19 protein-coding genes are annotated in these 20,340 nt (G+C 63.1%); 11 read left to right on the top strand and 8 right to left on the bottom strand.

Translation table 11 applies throughout. From position 1 onward, the window contains the following. Window positions 1-20 precede the first annotated feature (20 nt). The 3 genes from RIN61_RS18245 to RIN61_RS18235 all read right to left on the bottom strand — a co-directional run bounded on the left by RIN61_RS18245 (window position 21) and on the right by RIN61_RS18235 (window position 3,098). Window positions 21-1,685 (bottom strand): cation acetate symporter, encoded by a 1,665-nt coding sequence (locus tag RIN61_RS18245; RefSeq protein ID WP_112249328.1) that lies wholly within the window; start codon window positions 1,683-1,685, stop codon window positions 21-23. Beyond that, complete coding sequence (locus tag RIN61_RS18240; protein WP_112249329.1) at window positions 1,682-1,993, bottom strand: DUF485 domain-containing protein; 312 nt, start codon at window positions 1,991-1,993, stop codon at window positions 1,682-1,684. The genes RIN61_RS18245 and RIN61_RS18240 overlap by 4 nt, the downstream gene beginning before the upstream one ends. Before the next feature lie 244 nt (window positions 1,994-2,237). Next, window positions 2,238-3,098 (bottom strand): glycine betaine ABC transporter substrate-binding protein, encoded by an 861-nt coding sequence (locus RIN61_RS18235; RefSeq protein WP_112249330.1) that lies wholly within the window; start codon window positions 3,096-3,098, stop codon window positions 2,238-2,240. Between the two features lie 197 nt (window positions 3,099-3,295). Between RIN61_RS18235 and RIN61_RS18230 the strand changes: the two genes are divergently transcribed. Further along, entirely contained in the window at window positions 3,296-4,864 is a 1,569-nt protein-coding gene (locus tag RIN61_RS18230) for a glycoside hydrolase family 17 protein (RefSeq protein ID WP_313853245.1), read from the top strand. A 33-nt stretch (window positions 4,865-4,897) separates the two neighbouring features. On the opposite strand, the gene RIN61_RS18225 is transcribed toward RIN61_RS18230, so the two are convergent. Both RIN61_RS18225 and RIN61_RS18220 read right to left on the bottom strand, forming a co-directional pair. Further along, window positions 4,898-5,893: an IS110 family RNA-guided transposase gene (locus RIN61_RS18225; protein ID WP_252379473.1), complete on the bottom strand. Its 996-nt coding sequence runs from the start codon at window positions 5,891-5,893 to the stop codon at window positions 4,898-4,900. 361 nt (window positions 5,894-6,254) lie between these two features. Continuing rightward, the gene (locus RIN61_RS18220) at window positions 6,255-6,632 is read right to left on the bottom strand and encodes a hypothetical protein (protein ID WP_112249331.1); all 378 of its coding nucleotides are present in this window, start codon (window positions 6,630-6,632) and stop codon (window positions 6,255-6,257) included. Between the two features lie 190 nt (window positions 6,633-6,822). Between RIN61_RS18220 and RIN61_RS18215 the strand changes: the two genes are divergently transcribed. Together RIN61_RS18215 and RIN61_RS18210 are read left to right on the top strand one after the other, a co-directional pair. Continuing rightward, window positions 6,823-8,121 carry a ferredoxin reductase domain-containing protein gene (locus tag RIN61_RS18215; protein WP_112249332.1) on the top strand — a complete coding sequence of 433 codons (1,299 nt, stop codon included), beginning with the start codon at window positions 6,823-6,825 and terminating at the stop codon, window positions 8,119-8,121. Further along, complete coding sequence (locus tag RIN61_RS18210; protein WP_112249333.1) at window positions 8,114-8,938, top strand: MlaA family lipoprotein; 825 nt, start codon at window positions 8,114-8,116, stop codon at window positions 8,936-8,938. Before RIN61_RS18215 ends, RIN61_RS18210 begins: the two co-directional genes overlap by 8 nt. 115 nt (window positions 8,939-9,053) lie before the next feature. Here the strand turns inward: RIN61_RS18210 and RIN61_RS18205 are convergent, their stop codons facing one another. Then, window positions 9,054-10,202, bottom strand: coding sequence for a patatin-like phospholipase family protein (locus RIN61_RS18205; RefSeq protein ID WP_112249334.1), 1,149 nt, complete (start codon window positions 10,200-10,202; stop codon window positions 9,054-9,056). Window positions 10,203-10,351: 149 nt separating this feature from the next. After that, entirely contained in the window at window positions 10,352-11,287 is a 936-nt protein-coding gene (locus RIN61_RS18200; protein ID WP_133970636.1) for a lipid A biosynthesis lauroyl acyltransferase, read from the bottom strand. A 111-nt stretch (window positions 11,288-11,398) separates the two neighbouring features. On the opposite strand from RIN61_RS18200, the gene minC reads away from it, so the two are divergent. The 7 genes from minC to RIN61_RS18165 all read left to right on the top strand — a co-directional run bounded on the left by minC (window position 11,399) and on the right by RIN61_RS18165 (window position 18,114). Beyond that, complete coding sequence (gene minC / locus RIN61_RS18195; RefSeq protein ID WP_112249336.1) at window positions 11,399-12,157, top strand: septum site-determining protein MinC; 759 nt, start codon at window positions 11,399-11,401, stop codon at window positions 12,155-12,157. Between the two features lie 99 nt (window positions 12,158-12,256). Further along, window positions 12,257-13,069, top strand: coding sequence for a septum site-determining protein MinD (gene minD / locus RIN61_RS18190; protein WP_133970635.1), 813 nt, complete (start codon window positions 12,257-12,259; stop codon window positions 13,067-13,069). 3 nt (window positions 13,070-13,072) lie between these two features. Then, window positions 13,073-13,327 (top strand): cell division topological specificity factor MinE, encoded by a 255-nt coding sequence (minE, locus tag RIN61_RS18185; RefSeq protein WP_003252572.1) that lies wholly within the window; start codon window positions 13,073-13,075, stop codon window positions 13,325-13,327. A 156-nt stretch (window positions 13,328-13,483) separates the two neighbouring features. Next, window positions 13,484-14,119, top strand: a complete 636-nt coding sequence (locus RIN61_RS18180; protein WP_112249338.1) for an RluA family pseudouridine synthase — start codon at window positions 13,484-13,486, stop codon at window positions 14,117-14,119. 169 nt (window positions 14,120-14,288) lie between these two features. After that, complete coding sequence (locus RIN61_RS18175; protein WP_133970634.1) at window positions 14,289-15,578, top strand: M18 family aminopeptidase; 1,290 nt, start codon at window positions 14,289-14,291, stop codon at window positions 15,576-15,578. A 194-nt stretch (window positions 15,579-15,772) separates the two neighbouring features. Further along, window positions 15,773-15,940, top strand: coding sequence for a hypothetical protein (locus tag RIN61_RS18170; protein ID WP_166674223.1), 168 nt, complete (start codon window positions 15,773-15,775; stop codon window positions 15,938-15,940). A gap of 44 nt (window positions 15,941-15,984) precedes the next feature. After that, window positions 15,985-18,114: a mechanosensitive ion channel family protein gene (locus RIN61_RS18165; protein WP_313853232.1), complete on the top strand. Its 2,130-nt coding sequence runs from the start codon at window positions 15,985-15,987 to the stop codon at window positions 18,112-18,114. A gap of 98 nt (window positions 18,115-18,212) precedes the next feature. Here RIN61_RS18165 and RIN61_RS18160 read toward each other — a convergent pair whose 3' ends face one another. After that, window positions 18,213-18,926, bottom strand: coding sequence for a UTRA domain-containing protein (locus tag RIN61_RS18160; RefSeq protein WP_112249341.1), 714 nt, complete (start codon window positions 18,924-18,926; stop codon window positions 18,213-18,215). Window positions 18,927-19,243: 317 nt separating this feature from the next. On the opposite strand from RIN61_RS18160, the gene RIN61_RS18155 reads away from it, so the two are divergent. Next, on the top strand, window positions 19,244-20,308 hold the full coding sequence (locus RIN61_RS18155) for an ABC transporter substrate-binding protein (RefSeq protein WP_313853229.1): 1,065 nt from the start codon (window positions 19,244-19,246) through the stop codon (window positions 20,306-20,308). Window positions 20,309-20,340: the final 32 nt, after the last annotated feature.

The raw sequence follows: 20,340 nt of genomic DNA, 5'->3' as shown, positions 1-20,340 counted from the left end.
TTTTTTTATTGCCTGAAGGATCAGTGCGAAACAGCACCCGAAGCACCCAGGCCAGTCTGCGAACGCACGAACTGCGGGAAGAACAGCGCACGTTCGTCTTCGGCAGCCTTGGACTTGTCGGTGACCGAGAAGAACCAGATGCTGACGAAGGCAATGGCCATGGAGAACAGTGCCGGATACTCGTACGGGTAGATCGGCTTCTCGTGGCCGAGGATCTGTACCCAGATGGTAGGGCCGAGAACCATCAGCGTCACCGCGCTCACCAGGCCCAACCAGCCGCCGATCATGGCGCCGCGGGTGGTCAGCTTCTTCCAGTACATCGAGAGCAGCAGTACCGGGAAGTTGCAGCTTGCCGCAATGGAGAACGCCAGGCCGACCATGAAGGCGATGTTCTGCTTCTCGAACAGGATGCCCAGGCCGATCGCCAGTACGCCCAGGGCGACGGTGGTGATCTTCGATACGCGGATCTCGTCCTTGTCGTTGGCCTTGCCCTTGCGCCATACGCTGGCATACAGGTCGTGGGACACTGCCGAAGCACCGGCCAGGGTCAGGCCGGCGACCACTGCCAGGATGGTGGCGAAGGCAACAGCCGAGATGAAGCCGAGGAACACGCTGCCACCCACCGCGTTGGCCAGGTGCACCGCTGCCATGTTGTTACCACCCAGCAGGGCACCAGCGGCGTCCTTGAAGTCCGGGTTGGTGCTGACCAGCAGGATGGCGCCAAAGCCGATGATGAAGGTGAGGATGTAGAAGTAGCCGATGAAGCCGGTGGCGTACAGCACGCTCTTGCGCGCTTCCTTGGCGTCACTGACGGTGAAGAAGCGCATCAGGATGTGCGGCAGGCCGGCGGTACCGAACATCAGCGCCAGGCCCAGCGAGAACGCGGAGATCGGGTCCTTGACCAGGCCACCCGGGCTCATGATCGCCTCGCCCTTGGCGTGCACCTTGATCGCTTCGGAGAACAGGGTGTTGAAGTCGAAGCCCACGTGCTTCATCACCATCAGCGCCATGAAGCTGGCACCGGACAGCAGCAGCACGGCCTTGATGATCTGTACCCAGGTAGTGGCCAGCATGCCGCCGAACAGCACGTACAGGCACATCAGGATACCCACCAGGATCACCGCCACGTGGTAGTCCAGGCCGAACAGCAGCTCGATCAGCTTGCCGGCACCGACCATCTGCGCGATCAGGTAGAAGGCCACAACCACCAGCGAACCGGAGGCCGACAGGGTGCGGATTTCCTTCTGCCCGAGGCGGTACGAGGCCACGTCGGCGAAGGTGTACTTGCCCAGGTTGCGCAGGCGTTCGGCGATCAGGAAGAGGATGATCGGCCAGCCGACCAGGAAGCCGATCGAGTAGATCAGGCCGTCGTAGCCGGAGGTGAACACCAGTGCGGAAATACCCAGGAACGAGGCCGCCGACATGTAGTCGCCGGCAATCGCCAGGCCGTTCTGGAAGCCGGTGATCTTGCCACCGGCGGCGTAGTAGTCAGACGCCGACTTGTTGCGCTTGGAGGCCCAGTAGGTGATGCCGAGGGTGAAGGCGACGAAGGCCACGAACATGGCGATCGCAGAAACGTTCAGCGGTTGCTTCTGCACCTCGCCGGTCAGGGCATCGGCGGCCCACACGGCGGGTGCGAAGGCTCCGCAGGCCAGTACGGCCAAGGTTTTGGCGTGGCGAATCATTGTTGCGCCTCCTTCAGGATGGCCTTGTTCAGCTCATCGAATTCGCCGTTGGCGCGGCGCACGTAGATGGCGGTCAGGACGAATGCCGAGATGATCAGGCCGACGCCCAGGGGAATGCCCCAGGTAATCGATGACTCAGGGCTGAGCTTGGTGCCCAGTATCTGAGGACCGTAGGCGATCAGAAGGATGAAGGCGCAATACAGGCCGAGCATGATCGCCGATAGAATCCAGGCGAACCGTTCGCGTTTGGTAACCAGCTCCTTGAAGCGGGGGCTGTTTTGTATCGAGAGGTAAATGCTGTCGTTCATTGTTTTTGTCCTAGCAGCACAGATAGGGGTGGAACCCACGACCCTTACTTTATGCGGCTATGGAACGCCAACCAGACGACCTTAGTCTTAGATGCAACGGTGTTTTACCAGTTGCGTAACAAAGTTATGGCCCTTTCGCGGGTGAACCCGCTCCCACAGGGGATTTGCGCAAGCCCGAAGACTGCGCAAATCCCTGTGGGAGCGGGTTCACCCGCGAAACAGCAAAACTGGCCCTGACGGGTTGTTACTTGCCAGTCCACTCCTTCACGCGATCAGGGTGCTTGGCCACCCAGTCCTTGGCCGCCGCTTCAGGCTTGGCGCCTTCCTGGATAGCCAGCATCACTTCGCCAATCTCGTCCTTCGACTGCCAGTTGAATTTCTTCAGGAACTCCGCCACTTCCGGGGCCTTGGTCGCCAGTTCCTTGCTGCCGATGCTGTTCACGGTTTCCGCGGCGCCATATACGCCTTTCGGGTCTTCGAGGAACTTCAGTTTCCACTTGGCGAACATCCAGTGCGGTACCCAGCCGGTCACCGCAATCGACTGCTGCTTGTTATAGGCTCGGCCCAGTTCCGCCGTCATCGCCGCACCGGAGCTGGCCTGCAGCTTGTAACCGGTCAGGTCGTAGTCCTTGATGGCCTGCTCGGTTTTCAGCATCACCCCGGAGCCGGCATCGATGCCGACAATCTTCTGCTTGAAGGTGTCGTCGGTCTTGAGGTCGGCGATGCTCACCGCCTTGACGTACTCGGGGACGATCAGGCCAATCTTGGCGTCCTTGAAGTTCGGGCCGTAGTCGACCACGTTGTCCTTGTTCTTGGCCCAGTACTCGCCATGGGTCACCGGCAACCAGGCCGACAACATGGCATCCAGCTTGCCGGTTGCCACGCCCTGCCACATGATCCCGGTGGCCACGGCCTGCAACTTCACGTCGTAGCCGAGCTTCTGCTTGATCACTTCGGCGGCCACGTTGGTGGTAGCCACGCTGTCAGCCCAACCATCCACGTAACCAATGCTTACTTCTTTGGCCATCGCCTGTGCCGCCCCCATGGCCAGTACCATGGCAGTGCCCACACCCAGGAAACGTCGCATTCTTGTATTAGCAGCCATCAAAGCATCCCCTCGTCAGGTCTCGGAATTTGCATCATCGTCCTGCAACAATAGTCGACCTGCTCCAGCTGCGACCTGTATGCGCGCCATATGCGACAGCACTATGCCATTAGCGCCATCGGCCTGCGGCGACCTGCGCGATCCTTGCATGCCAAAGGTTTGGCGCCGGGCTACTATCTACCCTTTTGCGCCTGACGATGGACCGCCCGATGCCCAGTTCTACCCGCCTGCTGCTGCCGTTGTACCTGCTTGCCTGCCTGCTCGCCCTGCTCGGGCTCGGAGGGCTCTGGTACGGGCTTGGCAAGCCGGTGCAACTACCGGACGCGGCCAGCCCGACGCACAAGCTGCAATGCGCTTCGTACACCCCGTTCGACAAGGACCAGTCGCCCTATGACCAGCCGTTCCGTCTGCGCCCGGCCCGCATGGATGCCGACCTGGCGTTGCTGGCTGAGCGTTTCCAGTGCATCCGTACCTATTCCCAGACCGGTCTTGAGGCAATCCCGGCACTGGCGCGCAAGCATGGCCTGAAGGTGATGCTGGGCGCCTGGGTCAACGCCCACCCGGCCGACACAGAAAAAGAAATCGAGCTGCTGATCGCCGCCGCCAACGCCAACCCCGATGTGGTCAGCGCGGTGATCGTCGGCAACGAGACGCTGCTGCGCAAGGAGGTGACCGGCGCACACCTGGCCACGCTGATCGCCCGGGTGAAAAGCCAGGTCAAGGTGCCGGTGACCTACGCCGATGTGTGGGAGTTCTGGTTGCAACACCCGCAGGTGGCGCCGGCGGTGGACTTTCTGACTATCCACCTGCTGCCTTACTGGGAAGACGACCCGCGTGGCATCGACGAAGCCTTGGCCCATGTCGCCGATGTGCGCCGGGTGTTTGGCACGCGCTTCGCGCCCAAGGACATCCTGATCGGCGAAACCGGCTGGCCCAGCGAAGGCCGCCAGCGCGAGACCGCGCAGCCCAGCCGGGTCAACGAGGCGCGCTTCATTCGCGGGTTCGTGGCCATGGCCGAAAGCAACGGCTGGCACTACAACCTGATCGAGGCGTTCGACCAGCCATGGAAACGCGCCAATGAGGGGGCGGTCGGTGGTTACTGGGGGCTGTACGATGCCGACCGGCAGGACAAGGGCGTGCTCGAAGGGCCGGTGAGCAACCTGCCCTACTGGCCGCAGTGGTTGCTGGCCAGTGCCGTGCTGATGGTATTGATGCTGATGCTTGCCGGGCGCCCCGCCACCCCGACGGCTACCATGCTGCTGCCGTTGTTGGCGGCGTTTGGGGCAGGCTGCCTGGGGCTTTGGGGCGAGCTGATGCGTACCCATGCGCGCTTTGCCGGGGAGTGGCTGTGGGCGGTGTTGCTGGCCGGGCTGAACCTGCTGGTGCTGGCCCATGCCGTGCTGGCCCTGGCGCGGCGCACGGGCTGGCGCGAGCGCCTGTACGCCTGGCTGCGGGCGCGGGCCGGCTGGCTGTTGCTGGCGGCGGGTTTTGCCGCAGCGGTGAGCATGCTGGCGATGGTGTTCGACCCACGCTATCGCAGCTTCCCGAGCGCGGCGTTGGCGTTGCCGGCGCTGGTGTTTGCACTGTGGCCGGTGCGGGCGCGGCGGGCGGAGGTGGCGTTGCTGGCGTTCATCGTCGGTGCCGGGGTGGCGCCGCAATTGTTTGTTGAGGGGTTGGAGAACCAACAGGCCTGGGGGTGGGCCGGGGTGAGTGTGCTGATGACCGCGGCCTTGTGGCGGAGCTTGCGCCTTGCTCGCACGGCCTGAAAATACACATCCCTGTAGATACTCTGTTGGCGGTCAAGCTTTTCTGAGGTGTTCAGAGCTGAAAAGCTTGGCCGTATCAAATGGCTCATTCCCGCGCATGCATGCCCAGATGCCTGTCAGGTACTTGCGCATGACCGCAGCGATAGCCTGCATTTTCTTCTTGCCCCTGTTGACCAACGACTCGTAAAAAGCCTTCGCATAAGGGTCGCAGCGCACTGCGGTCAAGGCAGGCATGTACATGGCTGCCCGTAGATAAGCATTCCCACTTTTGCCGAGTCTGCCGGGCTTATCAATGCTCGTTCCCGATTGGGTCTGTCGAACATCGAGACCCGCGTGGCGAGCTACCTGCGAGGACTTGAGTATTTGAGGAAGGATGGTCAGTTCAGCCAATGCCGCAAGTGCCGAGACTTCTCCCATCCCAGGCCCTGCGAGCAGCTGCTTGTACTGCCGAGTAAGCGTCGGACACTGGGCGACCAGCTCGCGGCCCGCCTTACGAAAGCGCTCAATTCGATTATCCAGTGAAGCAATCGCTTCCTCCTGATCCTCGATCAGCATCGACACGGTTGTAGCGGTCGCCTGCAATGCATGCAGTTCGTTCTTCGCCCTTGTACGATGCCCCACCAAACGATTGATGTGTCGCCCCAGAGCCCTCAGCTCAAGCTGCACAAGGCTTGGAGGTGTCCACAAGCGCGGTGTCATACGCTCGCCGTACTCGGACAGCAGTTGAGCATCTATTGCATCGGTCTTGCTGTTCACCAGCATTAGTTTGGCGAAATTGTGGAAGCTCTTGGGGTTGATCACGGATACAGGAAGGTCAGCCGCATGTAGCTCAAGGGCCAAGTCCAGGTAATAGATTCCGGTCGCCTCCATCACGATCGACTTGGGTTTGAGTGCCAGCAGCTTTTTCACCGCAGCCTTACGGCCTGCAGGGGTTTGAGCGATATCCCACTGTCCGGCCGGACGCCCATCTTTACGCACCGCAACGACCGAAGTACGTGAGCCGATATCGACGCCAACCCAGACACTCATTTCTTCCCTCTCCAAGCGAGTTAGGTAACAATGGCCTCCGGTTCCCCGACCTCGAACTTCATGCTGCTGCAACCTTGTAATGCGAAGTCCGACTTGTCGGCTTCTCGATACTCTTCGCAGTGGGCAATGAGGCGGGGGGCCTCTCTACATACAAGGTCAGGGGCAATGCCTGCCTTCAGGAGCGATCGGCCTCCCCGGAAGTGCTTCTTCAGCCCGACGAGAATAACCTCTCCCGCTAGGCCAGACACAACATACAAGGAGCGGCCTTGTGTCGCGATGGGCCGCAAAGCGGCCCCAGGATTAGCGCAATGGCATAGATTGCTGGGGCCGCTCTGCGGCCCATCGCGACACAAGGCCGCTCCTACAAAGTCCGCGTAGCACCAGCGTCCCGCACCAGCCGCAACCCCGCCAGCACCAGCGCGAACACGGCAATGCTGGCGGTATACAGCACCAGCGCCGGCACCGCGAAGACCAACGCCACCACCGCCAGCCACCAGCCTCCGCGGCCGGCAACCACCTGCGCCAGAAGCGCCAGCCCCAGCCCGCCCCAGGCCATCACCTGGTGATGAATGCCCAACCCCAGCAACGACCGCACCTCGCATTGCCAGTACGCCGCCGGGGCCGTGCACAGCCCCACCCACTGCCCGTCCTCCATCAGCCCGTAGCGCACGCCATAACTGGCAGCAAGCCAAAGCCCCAGAAACAGCACAAGCAGCGCAGCCGGCAGCGAACGAGACATCCAGTTCTCCAATAGCGGTAATCGAAAGCATCCATGATCGCCGATGCCCAGTTGTAAGGCAAAATCACATTCCTGCAGCTATGTTGCAGATAACAAGCACACCAAAGACCACCGCAGCTGGCAACTTTGCCCGGCCCGTTGTGGTCCTAGCCTGCACACTGCTCGACCTTGCGTTCTTTTGGGGGATTACATGCTTCGATCTTTGCGCCTCGCTGCCTTGCTCGGCGGCCTGCTCATGGCTGTGGCCGCTTCGGCGCGGGATATCGACGCCGCGAGCTATGGCTACCCCTTGACCAACCCGTTCGAGGCAACCATCGCCACCACGCCGCCGGACCAGCGCCCCACCCTGCCCGGCGACGACGAAATCAGCCAGTCCGACTACAGCCTCAACCTGCGCCCGGACCGTGAGTTCACCCTGCCCGACAATTTCTGGGCAGTGAAGAAGCTCAAGTACCGCCTGGCCCGCCAGGACCACGAGGCGCCGCTGATCTTCATCATCGCCGGCACCGGTGCGCCCTACACCAGCAGCATCAACGAATACCTGAAAAAGCTGTTCTACCAGGCCGGCTTCCACGTAGTGCAGCTGTCCTCGCCCACCAGCTATGACTTCATGAGCGCCGCCTCGCGCTTCGCCACCCCAGGCGTCAGCCAGGAGGATGCCGAAGACATGTACCGGGTGATGCAGGCCGTGCGCGCCCAGCACCCACGCCTGCCGATCAGCGAGTTCTACCTCACCGGCTACAGCCTGGGCGCACTCGACGCTGCCTTCGTCAGCCACCTGGACGAAACCCGCCGCAGCTTCAATTTCAAGCGCGTGCTGCTGCTGAACCCGCCGGTCAACCTGTACACCTCGATCAACAACCTGGATAAGCTGGTGCAAACCCAGGTCAAGGGCATCGACCGCAGCACCACCTTCTACGAGCTGATGCTGACCAAGCTGACCCGCTACTTCCAGGAAAAAGGCTACATCGACCTCAATGAAGCCCTGCTGTACGACTTCCAGCAGTCGCGCCAGCACCTGTCCAACGAGCAGATGGCCATGCTGATCGGCACCTCGTTCCGCTTCTCGGCGGCCGACATTGCCTTCACCTCCGACCTGATCAACCGGCGCGGCCTGATCATTCCGCCGAAGTTCCCGATCACCGAAGGCAGCAGCCTCACGCCGTTCTTCAAGCGCGCCCTGCAGTGCGACTTCGACTGCTACATGACCGAGCAGGTCATCCCCATGTGGCGCGCCCGCACCGACGGCAACAGCATCCTGCAACTGGTCAACCAGGTAAGCCTGTATGCGCTGGAAGACTACCTGAGCAGCAGCGACAAGATCGCCGTGATGCACAACGCCGACGACGTCATCCTCGGCCCTGGTGACATCGGCTTCCTGCGCAAGGTGTTCGGAGACCGCCTGACCCTCTACCCCCATGGCGGCCACTGCGGCAACCTCAATTACCGCGTCAACAGTGACGCCATGCTGGAGTTCTTCCGTGGTTAACAAACTCCTCTTTGCCACTGCCCTGTTCGCCGCCGGCCAGGCCATGGCCGCCGAAACCGCCCCTCGGGCCAGCGTGGTCGAGGCCGACCCGCAAGTCACCGAAGCACCGTTGACGCCCGAGGCCGATGGTTTCGTCGACCCGCTGCGCGAGCTGAAATTCAACCCGGGGCTGGACCAGCGCGAGTTCGAGCGCTCCACCCTGCAAGCACTGAATGTGTACGACCCGCTGGAATCGCTCAACCGGCGCGTCTACCACTTCAACTACCGCCTGGACCAATGGGTGCTGCTGCCGATGGTAAGCGGCTACCAGTACGTCACCCCACGCTTCGTGCGCACCGGGGTGACCAACTTCTTCAACAACCTGGGCGACGTGCCAAACCTGTTCAACAGCGTGTTGCAGTTGAAGGCCAAGCGCTCGGCAGAGATCACCGCACGGCTGATGTTCAACACCATCATCGGCGTGGGTGGGCTGTGGGACCCGGCGACCAAGATGGGCCTGCCGCGGCAAAGCGAAGACTTTGGCCAGACCTTGGGCTTCTACGGCGTACCGGACGGGCCGTACCTGATGCTGCCGGTACTGGGGCCGTCGAACCTGCGCGATGCCACCGGGCTGGTGGTGGACTATGCGGGCGAACAGGCGATCAACTACCTGAACGTGGCCGAAGCCAGCAGCGACCACCCGGAAATCTCCGTGCTGCGCGTGGTGGACAAGCGCTACAGCACCAAATTCCGCTATGGCCAGCTCAACTCGCCGTTCGAGTACGAGAAGGTGCGGTATGTGTATACCCAGGCGCGCAAACTGCAGATAGCCGAGTAAGCAGGCCAGGCCTCTTCGCGGGTAAACCCGCTCCCACAGGGACTGCACCACCCACAGGTATCGTGCGATCCCTGTGGGAGCGGGTTTACCCGCGAAGAGGCCGGCACAGGCAACATCAAATCCCCAGGAACTGGCAAAGCTCGCGCTTCTTGGCCAAGGCATCCTTTCGCCCCAGTTCGATCAGCTCGCTGCAATAACTGGCCTCGAACAGCAAATAGCTCAACACCCCCGCCCCGCTGGTACGCGTCGCCCCCGGCCCGCGCAGGAACATGCGCAACGCCGCCGGCAACTCGCGCCGGTGCCGCGCGGCAATCTCGTCCAGCGGCTGGCTGGGCGCTACCACCAGCACATCGATTGGCGCCAGGCCCAGACGCCGGGCGTCGAGGTGCGCCGGCAACAGGTGGCTCAAGTGGTTGAGGCGCTGAAGCAGCTCGATGTCGTCTTCCAGGCTGTCAATGAACGTACTGTTGAGCATGTGCCCGCCGATCTGCGCCAGGCTCGGCTGCTGCCCGCTGAACACCCGCTGGGTCGGCAATGGTGGCGCCGGCCGCTGCGGGTTGCCGCTGACCCCGACTACCAGTACTCGGCTGGCGCCCAGGTGCAGGGCCGGGCTGATCGGCGCCGATTGGCGTACCGCGCCATCACCGAAATATTCGTCGCCCAGCCGCACCGGGGCGAACAGCAACGGGATGGCCGCGCTGGCCAGCAGGTGGTCGATGGTCAACGGCGTGGGCATGCCGATGCGGCGGTGGCGCAACCAGGCTTCGATGGTGTCGCGGCCCTGGTAGAAGGTCACCGCCTGGCCGGACTCGTAGCCAAAGGCGGTTACCGCAACGGCGCGCAGTTGTTCGGCAGCCAGGGAGTGGGCGATACCGTCCAGGTTCAAGTGCGCCTGCAGCAAGCCGCGCAATGGGCTGCTGTCCAGCAGCGCCACTGGCGCCGGGCCACCCACGCCCAGCAGGTTGTGGGCGACGAAGCGGCTGGCCTGGCGGACCACCCCGGGCCAGTCGCTGCGGATCACCAGATGGCTGCGAAAGTTCTGCCAGAAGGCGGTGAGCCGCTGTACGGCGTCGCTGAAATGGGTGGCGCCGCTGGCCAGGGTGACGGCGTTGATGGCGCCGGCGGAGGTGCCGACGATGACCGGGAAGGGGTTGTGTGCGCCAGGCGGCAGCAGCTCGGCAATGCCGGCCAGCACGCCGACCTGGTAGGCAGCGCGGGCGCCGCCGCCAGAAAGGATAAGACCGGTTACCGGGGGTGGGGCCATAGGAGTCCTTCCTGGGGTTGGTGTGCTGTCAGTGCCGACCTATTCGCGGGTGAACCCGCTCCCACAAGTTCTCCACAGGCCTTGAAGGCTATGCAATACCTGTGGGAGCGGGTTCACCCGCGAATAGGCCGGCACAGGCAAAGCACGGCTCAGCGCTTTTTCTTCTCATACAGCCGCGGCGCCCCTTCGGGCCGCGACTTGAACCGGCGATGCGCCCACAGGTACTGCTCGGGGCATTCGCGCAACACGCTTTCCACCCACTGGTTGATGCGCAGGCAATCAGCCTCTTCGCTCTCCCCGGGGAAGTCCGCCAGCGGCGGGTGGATCACCAGCCGATAGCCGCTGCCGTCCTCCAGGCGCTTCTGGGTGAACGGAATCACCTGTGCCTTGCCCAACCGGGCAAACTTGGTGGTGGCAGTCACCGTCGCCGCCGGGATGCCGAACAGCGGCACGAACAGGCTCTGTTTCGCGCCATAGTCCTGGTCGGGTGCGTACCAGATCGCCCGGCCCGAACGCAGCAGCTTGAGCATGCCGCGCACGTCCTCGCGCTCCACCGCCAGCGAGTCGAGGTTATGCCGCTCGCGGCCGCTGCGCTGGATGAAGTCGAACAGCGGGTTGCCGTGTTCGCGGTACATGCCGTCGATGGTGTGTTGCTGGCCCAGCAATGCGGCGCCGATTTCCAGGGTGGTGAAATGCACGGCCATCAGGATGGCCCCCTGCCCCGCCTGCTGAGCGGCCTGCAGGTGCTCCAGCCCCTCGACATGGGCCAGACGCGCCAGCCGGGCCTTGGGCCACCACCAGCTCATGGCCATTTCGAAGAAGGCGATACCGGTAGAGGCAAAATTGGCCTTGAGCAGGCGCTGCCGTTCGTCGACCGACAGCTCCGGGAAACACAGCTCCAGGTTGCGCGCGGCAATGCGCCGCCGCTCACCGGCAAAGCGGTACATCACCGCTCCCAGCGCGGCACCGACTTTCAACAGGACCCGGTACGGCAACTGGACCACCAGCCACAGCAGGCCCAGGCCCAGCCACAGGCCCCAGAAACGTGGGTGAAGGAAATAGGGACGAAAACGCGGGCGTTCCATTGAAGCTTCCGGAAAGACAAAGGCCGCGCATTCTACAACGGATCAGCGCATGTTGCGGGCAACCGGTCTTATCGTTATAAGTCAGGGCACTTTTTTCGCAACAAGCCGTCTATGCAGACCATGAGCCCAAACCACACACCCGACACCGCCTCCGTGTTCCAGCTCAAGGGCAGCATGCTCGCCATTACAGTGCTGGAACTGGCGCGCAATGACCTTGAAGCCCTCGACCGCCAACTGGCGGCCAAAGTCGCCCAGGCACCGAACTTCTTCAGCAACACGCCGCTGGTGCTGGCGCTGGACAAGCTGCCGGCCGACGAGGGGGCAATCGACCTGCCCGGCTTGATGCGCATCTGCCGCCACCACGGCCTGCGTACCCTGGCCATCCGTGCCAACCGCATCGAGGACATCGCCGCGGCCATCGCCATCGACCTGCCGGTGCTGCCGCCATCAGGAGCCCGCGAACGGCCGCTGGAGCCCGAGCCCGAGGTGAAGAAGCCCGAGCCGGCCCCTGTGCCACCGCCAATCCTCGAGCCCGAAGTGCGCCCGACCCGCATCATCACCGCGCCAGTACGGGGCGGCCAGCAGATCTACGCCCAGGGTGGCGACCTGGTGGTGACCAGCTCGGTCAGCCCGGGGGCGGAACTTCTGGCCGATGGCAACATCCATGTGTACGGCGCCATGCGCGGCCGTGCCCTGGCCGGCATCAAAGGCAATACCAAGGCGCGTATCTTCTGCCAGCAGATGACCGCCGAAATGGTCTCCATCGCCGGCCAGTACAAGGTCTGCGAAGACTTGCGCCGCGACCCGCTGTGGGGCACCGGCGTGCAAATCAGCCTGTCTGGCGACGTGTTGAACATCACCCGTCTTTAACGGATACTTGCCAGCATTTTTAGTGCAACTTTTTATCGTTGCCATTTATTTGTATTTTTGCAGGGACTTGTGTCCCGATTATTTTAGGGGTGAAACACCTTGGCCAAGATTATCGTGGTTACTTCCGGCAAGGGGGGTGTGGGCAAGACCACCACCAGCGCCGCCATTGGTACCGGCCTCGCACTGCGCGGCCACAAGACCGTCATCGTCGACTTCGACGTGGGCCTGCGTAACCTCGACCTGATCATGGGCTGCGAACGCCGCGTGGTGTACGACTTCGTCAACGTGGTCAACGGCGAGGCCAACCTGCAACAGGCCCTGATCAAGGACAAGCGCCTCGAGAACCTGTTCGTGCTGGCCGCCAGCCAGACCCGTGACAAGGACGCGCTGACCCAGGAAGGCGTGGAAAAGGTCCTGATGGAGTTGAAGGAAACCTTCGACTACGTCATCTGCGACTCGCCGGCCGGTATCGAGAAAGGCGCGCACCTGGCGATGTACTTCGCCGACGAAGCCGTCGTGGTGACCAACCCCGAGGTTTCCTCGGTACGCGACTCCGACCGCATGCTGGGCATCCTGTCGAGCAAGTCGCGCCGCTCCGAGAACGGCGAAGAGCCGATCAAGGAACACCTGCTGATCACCCGCTACCACCCGGAGCGCGTGGAAAAGGGCGAAATGCTGAGCATCGCCGACGTCGAAGAGATCCTGGCGATCAAGCTCAAGGGTGTGATCCCCGAGAGCCAGGCAGTGCTCAAGGCTTCCAACCAGGGTATCCCGGTGATCCTCGACGACCAGAGCGATGCCGGCCAGGCCTATAGCGATACCGTCGACCGTCTGCTGGGCAAAGAAAAGCCCCTGCGGTTCATCGAAGTGCCGAAGCAAGGATTCTTCGCGCGCCTGTTTGGAGGCAAGTAAACCATGAACCTTTTTGACTTCTTTCGTGGCAGACAGAAACAGACCAGCGCGTCGGTAGCGAAAGAGCGTCTACAGATCATCGTGGCGCACGAGCGCGGCCAACGCAGCGAACCGGACTACCTGCCAGCGCTGCAGAAAGAACTGCTGGAAGTGATCCGCAAGTATGTGAACATCGGCAACGATGACGTGCATATCGAGCTGGAAAACCAGGGTAGCTGCTCGATTCTGGAGCTGAACATCACCTTGCCGGATCGCTGATTTCGCGACCTGGCCTGGATCATTGGGGCTGCTTTGCAGCCCATCGCCGGCAAGCCAGCTCCCACAGGGTCCGCGCTGTACCTGTGGGAGCTGGCTTGCCGGCGATGGGCCGCAAAGCGGCCCCAATGGTTTCCCCGATATCACAGAGATACTGCAATGCCGCTGTCCAACATCCAGATCCTGCACGAAGACGCCGCCATCCTGGTGATCAACAAACCGACCCTGCTGCTGTCGGTACCCGGCCGCGCCGAGGACAACAAGGACTGCCTGATCACCCGCCTGCAGGAAAACGGCTACCCCGACGCGCTGATCGTGCACCGCCTGGACTGGGAAACCTCCGGCATCATCCTGCTGGCCCGGGACGCCGACAGCCACCGTGAGCTGTCGCGCCAGTTCCACGACCGCGAAACCGAAAAGGCCTACACCGCGCTGTGCTGGGGCCAGCCGGCGCTGGACAGCGGCAGCATCGACCTGCCGCTGCGCTACGACCCGCCGACCAAGCCACGGCATGTGGTGGATCACGAGCAGGGCAAGCATGCGCTGACCTTCTGGCGCATCGTCGAGCGCTGCGGTGATTACTGCCGGGTAGAGCTGACACCGATTACCGGGCGTTCGCACCAGTTGCGCGTGCACATGCTGTCGATCGGGCACCCGCTGCTGGGCGACCGGTTGTATGCCAATCCCGAGGCGCTGGCGGCCCATGAGCGGCTGTGCCTGCATGCCTCGATGCTGAGCTTTACCCACCCGGTAACCGGGGAGCGGTTGAAGTTCGAGTGCCCTGCGCCTTTCTGAATTCGTATTGCCTGTACTGGCCTCTTCGCGGCTAAAGCCGCTCCCACAGGGACTGCACAGCCCTCAAGAGCGGTGCGGTCCCTGTGGGAGCGGCTTTAGCCGCAAAGAGGCAGACACAATTTACTGACCCAATACGCTAAACTCGCGCCACTGCTGTCTGGAGTGAGCCATGCGCGACGCACTGAATTCTGGCCTTGTCGATTTCCTCAAGGCCTCCCCCACGCCCTTCCACGCCACCGCCAGCCTGGCCCAGCGCCTGGAAGCTGCCGGCTACCAACGCCTGGACGAGCGCGACAGCTGGGCCACAGTGCCTGGCGGCCGCTACTACGTCACCCGTAACGACTCGTCGATCATCGCCATCAAGCTGGGCAAGCAGGCACCGTTGCTGAACGGCATCCGCATGGTCGGCGCCCACACCGACAGCCCGTGCCTGCGGGTCAAGCCGCAGCCCGAGCTGCAGCGCCAGGGCTTCCTGCAACTGGGCGTCGAAGTGTATGGCGGCGCCCTGCTGGCGCCATGGTTCGACCGCGACCTGTCGCTGGCCGGCCGGGTCACCTACCGCCGTGACGGCAAGGTCGAGAGCCAGCTGATCGACTTCAAGCTGCCAATCGCAGTCATCCCCAACCTGGCAATCCATCTCAACCGCACCGCCAACGAAGGCTGGGCGATCAACCCGCAGAACGAGCTGCCGCCAATCCTTGCCCAAGTGGCGGGTGACGAGCGCATCGACTTCCGCGCCCTGCTCACCGAGCAACTGGCCCGCGAGCACGAGCTGATCGCCGATGTGGTGCTGGATTACGAGCTGAGCTTCTACGACACCCAAGACGCCGCGCTGGTGGGCCTGAACGGCGACTTCATCGCCGGTGCGCGCCTGGACAACCTGTTGTCGTGCTATGCCGGCCTGCAGGCCCTGCTGGCCGCCGACAGCGATGAAACCTGTGTGTTGGTGTGCAATGACCACGAAGAAGTGGGCAGCTGCTCGGCCTGCGGCGCCGACGGCCCGATGCTGGAGCAGACCCTGCAGCGCCTGCTGCCGGATGGCGACGCCTACGTGCGTACCATCCAGCGCTCGCTGATGGTGTCGGCCGACAACGCCCACGGCGTGCACCCCAACTACGCCGACAAGCATGACGGCAACCACGGGCCCAAGCTCAACGCCGGGCCGGTCATCAAGGTGAACAACAACCAGCGCTACGCTACCAACAGCGAAACCGCCGGGTTCTTCCGCCACCTGTGCATGGCCGAGGAAGTGCCGGTGCAGAGCTTCGTGGTACGCAGCGACATGGGCTGTGGCTCGACCATCGGGCCGATTGCTGCCAGCCACCTGGGCGTGCGTACGGTGGATATCGGCTTGCCGACCTTTGCCATGCATTCGATTCGCGAACTGTGCGGCAGCCATGACCTGGCGCACCTGGTGAAGGTGCTGAGCGCCTTCTACCGTTGCCGCGAGTTGCCTTGATGTTGATGTAGGCAGGCTCGGCCTCTTCGCGGGTAAACCCGCTCCCACAGCGACCGCACAACTTTCAGCAGTTGTGCCATGCCTGTGGGAGCGGGTTTACCCGCGAAGAGGCCAGACCTGCCCAAGGTCAATCCCGCTTCGCCTGCTACCCGCTATGCTTGTTACATGGCCCTACTGCAAAAGGATTGCTGTCCATGTCCCCGTTCCTTTCCCTGTTCGTGCCGGTGTTCCTGTTCCTCATGCTGCTGACCATCGGCTTCAGCCTGCGCGAGCGCAACATCGGTGTGCTGATGATGTGGGTCGGCACCCTGGGTATCTTCGGCCTCACCTGCTGGAAAATCCTGGAGCAACTGCCGTCGTGAACCTCTACACTCGGCCAATCGTTTGACCTGAGGTAGTTTTGCCAGTGCCTGCCCTTCTGCGTTGCCTGTTCCTGCTGCTGTTCCTGTTTGTCACCCCGCTACAGGCTGCGGGCCTGCCCGGCCTGCTTGGTGGCAGCACGCCCGCGCAGCCTGAGGCCAGCGAACCGCTGGGCAAGTCGCTGGACGAGGTGATCAAGAACCTGGAAAACGACCAGCAGCGGGCCAAGCTGCTGGCCGACCTGAAAAAGCTGCGCGACGCCACCAGGCAATCGCAACCTACCGTCGAACAGGGCGTGCTCGGCCTGATCGGCGGCGCCCTGCATGACTTCGAAAAGCAGTTCAGCGGCGATGCCAGCCCGTTCCGTCGCTGGGCCGCGGAAATCGAACAGGCCCAGGTCGAGCTGACCGAGCTGGTGGTGCCGGTGCACCAGTGGCCGGCCATCCTGTTCGGCTTTGCCGCCATCATCGCCGTGTGGAGCGTGCTGGCCTATGCCTTCAACTGGGTCGGGCACCGGGTACGCCTGCGTTTTGGCCTGAGCGAGGAACTGCCGCAGCACCCGCGCACCTGGGACCTGGTGCGCTTTGCCCTGCGCAAGCTGGGCCCATGGCTGGTTGCGCTGGTGTTCACCGTGTACCTGAGCTTCGTGCTGCCGCCGTCGCTGGGCAAGTCGCTGGCCATGGTGCTGGCCTACGCACTGGTGGTCGGCACCTGCTTCTCGGCCATCTGCGTGATCGCCTTCTCGCTGCTCGACGGTCCCCATCGCCACCGCGCCCTGCACATCCTGCGCCACCAGGCGTTTCGCCCGCTGTGGCTGATCGGCAGCTTCGCCGCGTTTGGCGAAGCGATGAGCGACCCGCGCCTGACGGTCGCCCTCGGCACCCACCTGGCCCACGCGCTGGCCACCTTGGCCAACGTGATTGCGGCGCTGTGCACGGGGCTGTTCATCCTGCGTTTCCGCCGCCCGATCGCCCACCTGATCCGCAACCAGCCACTGTCACGGCGCCTGACCCGGCGCACGCTCAGCGACACCATCGAAATCCTCGGCAGCTTCTGGTTCGTGCCGGCACTGATCCTGGTGGCGATTTCGCTGTTCGCTACGTTCATCTCGGCCGGTGACACCAGCACTGCCTTGCGCCAGTCACTGATGTGCACGGTGCTGGTGGTGGTGTGCATGGTGCTCAACGGCCTGGTACGCCGCCACGCTGCCAACCCCAAGCGCGCCAACAAGCGCCAGGCGGTGTACGCCGAGCGCCTGCGCAACTTCGGCTACCTGCTGGTGCACCTGTTCATCTGGCTGGTGTTCATCGAGCTGGGGCTGCGCGTGTGGGGCCTGTCGATGATCAGCTTCGCCGAAGGCGACGGCCACGACATAAGCGTGCGCCTGCTGGGCCTGGCCGGCACGCTGATCGTCGCCTGGCTGGTGTGGATCCTTGCCGACACCGCCGTGCACCACGCCTTGGTGCGTTCGCGCCGGGGCCTGGCCAACGCCCGCGCGCAAACCATGATGCCGTTGATCCGCAACGTGATGTTCGTGGTCATTTTCATCATTGCGGTAATCGTCGCCCTGGCCAACATGGGCATGAACGTCACCCCGCTGCTGGCGGGTGCCGGCGTGATCGGCCTGGCCATCGGCTTTGGTGCGCAGTCACTGGTGGCCGACCTGATCACCGGGCTGTTCATCATCATCGAGGACTCGCTGGCCATCGACGACTACGTGGATGTGGGTGGGCACCTGGGCACGGTGGAGGGGCTGACCATCCGTACCGTGCGCCTGCGCGACATCGACGGCATCGTGCATACCATCCCGTTCAGCGAGATCAAGAGCATCAAGAACTACTCGCGCGAGTTCGGCTACGCGATCTTCCGCGTGGCGATCCCGCACAGCATGAACATCGACCAGGCAATCACGCTGATTCGCGAAGTGGGGCAGAAGCTGCGCAACGACCCGCTGATGCGCCGCAACATCTGGTCGCCGCTGGAGCTGCAGGGGGTGGAGAGCTTCGAGTCGGGGTCGGCGATCCTGCGGGCGCGGTTCAAGACTGCGCCGATCAAGCAGTGGGAGGTTTCGCGGGCGTTCAACCTGGCGTTGAAGCGGCAGCTGGACGAGGCGGGGCTGGATTTGGCGACGCCAAGGTTGTCAGTGCAGGTAGTGACTGCCGGTTCCTCCAGTTAGGGCCTCTTCGCGGGTGAACCCGCTCCCACAAGTACTGTGCAGGCTGAAACCTGTGCGGTCCCTGTGGGAGCGGGTTTACCCGCGAAGAAGCCAACACTTCATCCCGCCTGGGCTCGAATGCGGATGGCATCATGCCGCCAATACTCCAGATCACAGTCGATCAGGTGCCCATGCTGGTCACTGTTGACCCGGGTGATATGCAACCCGGGGCTTCCCGCCGACACCTTCAAGGCGCTGGCCGCCTCCACTGGCAATGCCGTCGGCAAGATCTCGAAGCACACCTGCCCATACTGGATGCCATACACCCGCCCATAAATCTCGGTCAGCGACTGGGCCAGGTCCTGTTCGAGAATCTCCGGGAAGTACCGGGGGTTGAGGTAGTGCTCGGCATACAGCACCGCTCGCCCATCGATCCGCCGCAACCGGCAGATACGCACCACGCTGGACAACGCCGGCAGCTGCAAGCGCGCACAGATGGCCGCCGAAGCCGGCTGCAGCCGCGCCGACAACAGCCCGGTACTGGGCACCCGCCCTTGGTCGCGGACCATGGCATGGAAGTGGCTGCGCTCGATCAGGTCGTAGGTCAGCCGTTCGGGCGCGACGAACCAGCCGCGACGCTCTTCGCGGTAGATCAACCCTTGGGCTTCCAGCTGCACCAGCGCCTCACGCAGGGTAATGCGCGTGGTGTCGAACACCTCGCTGAGCTTGCGCTCGGCCGGCAGCTTGCCGCCCGGCGCCAGCAGGCCGTGCTCGATCTGTTCCTGCAGGGCGTGGCAGATAGCTGTTACCGCACGCGGTGGCATCGACTGCATCAAAGGTTACCTATCTGGACTAGTCCAGCCCCAGAACAGGGCACTTGGAGAATAGTGCAAGCCTAGGCAGGGCTGATGAACATCCCGTGACAAAGGCTTTGGCCAGACACTGCCAGAAACGCGCCAAGCCAGCAGAACCGGGGCGGCTGCGTGGTCTACGCTGTAGCTTCAGGGCCGTCATCGGCCCTTCCCTACATCAAACTGTCACGCAAGCAGCCTACCTTGGCTCAAGGTTTGCTGACCTAGACCAACGGTCACCAGACAACGGCTTCACTCATAACAACCATCGCTAAAGGCACCCACCCAAGGAGCTTCGGATGAAAAAGTTGTTCATGGCGTCACTGCTCGGTTCGGCCATCGCCCTGTGTACCACGGCCATGGCCGCCGATACCGACCTCAAGGCCCTGGAAGACGCCGCCCGCAAGGAAGGCAACGTCAACAGTGTGGGCATGCCCGATGCCTGGGCCAACTGGAAAGGCACCTGGGAAGACCTGGCCAGCAAGTACGGCCTCAAGCACAGCGACACCGACATGAGCTCGGCCCAGGAAATTGCCAAGTTCGAAGCCGAGAAGGACAACGCCAGCGCCGACATCGGCGACGTGGGTGCTGCCTTCGGCCCGATCGCCGTGAGCAAGGGCGTGAGCCAACCGTACAAGCCGAGCACCTGGGACCAGGTGCCGACCTGGGCCAAGGACAAGGACGGCCACTGGGCACTGGCCTATACCGGCACCATCGCCTTCATCATCAACAAGGACCTGGTCAAGGAAGGCGAGCGGCCAACCTCCTGGCACGACCTGGAAAAAGGCAAGTACAAGGTCGCCATTGGTGACGTCGGCACCGCAGCCCAGGCCGCCAACGGCGTGCTGGCTGCGGCGATCGCCTACAAGGGTGACGAGACCAACCTGGCACCCGGTCTGCAGCTGTTCACCAAGCTGGCCCAGCAGAAGCGCCTGTCGCTGGCCAACCCGACCATCCAGACCCTGGAGAAGGGCGAGGTGGAGGTGGGCGTGGTGTGGGACTTCAACGGCCTGAGCTACCGCGAGCAGATCGACCCCAAGCGTTTCGAAGTGCTGATCCCGTCGGATGGCTCGGTGATCTCCGGCTATACCACCGTCATCAACAAGTACGCCAAGCACCCCAATGCGGCCAAGCTGACGCGTGAGTACATCTTCAGCGACGCCGGGCAGATCAACCTGGCCAAGGGGCATGCGCGGCCGATCCGTGCCGAGCACCTGAAGCTGCCGGCAGACGTGCAGGCCAAGCTGCTGCCGAATGAGCAGTACAAGGCGGCGCAGCCGATCAAGAATGCCGAGGCCTGGGAAAAGACCTCCAAGGCACTGCCGCAGATGTGGCAGGAGCAAGTGATCATCGAGATGGAGTAAGGGGCTAGCTTTTGTAGTGCCTGATCCGGCCC

It is taken from the genome of Pseudomonas inefficax, assembly GCF_032164165.1.
Taxonomy (GTDB): domain Bacteria; phylum Pseudomonadota; class Gammaproteobacteria; order Pseudomonadales; family Pseudomonadaceae; genus Aquipseudomonas; species Aquipseudomonas inefficax.
Note: the sequence above shows the minus strand (reverse complement) of the source record. Positions and strands in the feature narration are given on the sequence as shown.

Coding starts and splice junctions, on each gene's coding strand:
- RIN61_RS18245 (WP_112249328.1), bottom strand. CDS start 1,685: ATGATTCGCCACGCCAAAACCTTGGCCGTACTGGCCTGCGGAGCCTTC.
- RIN61_RS18240 (WP_112249329.1), bottom strand. CDS start 1,993: ATGAACGACAGCATTTACCTCTCGATACAAAACAGCCCCCGCTTCAAG.
- RIN61_RS18235 (WP_112249330.1), bottom strand. CDS start 3,098: ATGGCTGCTAATACAAGAATGCGACGTTTCCTGGGTGTGGGCACTGCC.
- RIN61_RS18230 (WP_313853245.1), top strand. CDS start 3,296: ATGGACCGCCCGATGCCCAGTTCTACCCGCCTGCTGCTGCCGTTGTAC.
- RIN61_RS18225 (WP_252379473.1), bottom strand. CDS start 5,893: ATGAGTGTCTGGGTTGGCGTCGATATCGGCTCACGTACTTCGGTCGTT.
- RIN61_RS18220 (WP_112249331.1), bottom strand. CDS start 6,632: ATGTCTCGTTCGCTGCCGGCTGCGCTGCTTGTGCTGTTTCTGGGGCTT.
- RIN61_RS18215 (WP_112249332.1), top strand. CDS start 6,823: ATGCTTCGATCTTTGCGCCTCGCTGCCTTGCTCGGCGGCCTGCTCATG.
- RIN61_RS18205 (WP_112249334.1), bottom strand. CDS start 10,202: ATGGCCCCACCCCCGGTAACCGGTCTTATCCTTTCTGGCGGCGGCGCC.
- RIN61_RS18200 (WP_133970636.1), bottom strand. CDS start 11,287: ATGGAACGCCCGCGTTTTCGTCCCTATTTCCTTCACCCACGTTTCTGG.
- minC (WP_112249336.1), top strand. CDS start 11,399: ATGCAGACCATGAGCCCAAACCACACACCCGACACCGCCTCCGTGTTC.
- minE (WP_003252572.1), top strand. CDS start 13,073: ATGAACCTTTTTGACTTCTTTCGTGGCAGACAGAAACAGACCAGCGCG.
- RIN61_RS18180 (WP_112249338.1), top strand. CDS start 13,484: ATGCCGCTGTCCAACATCCAGATCCTGCACGAAGACGCCGCCATCCTG.
- RIN61_RS18175 (WP_133970634.1), top strand. CDS start 14,289: ATGCGCGACGCACTGAATTCTGGCCTTGTCGATTTCCTCAAGGCCTCC.
- RIN61_RS18170 (WP_166674223.1), top strand. CDS start 15,773: ATGTCCCCGTTCCTTTCCCTGTTCGTGCCGGTGTTCCTGTTCCTCATG.
- RIN61_RS18160 (WP_112249341.1), bottom strand. CDS start 18,926: ATGCAGTCGATGCCACCGCGTGCGGTAACAGCTATCTGCCACGCCCTG.
- RIN61_RS18155 (WP_313853229.1), top strand. CDS start 19,244: ATGAAAAAGTTGTTCATGGCGTCACTGCTCGGTTCGGCCATCGCCCTG.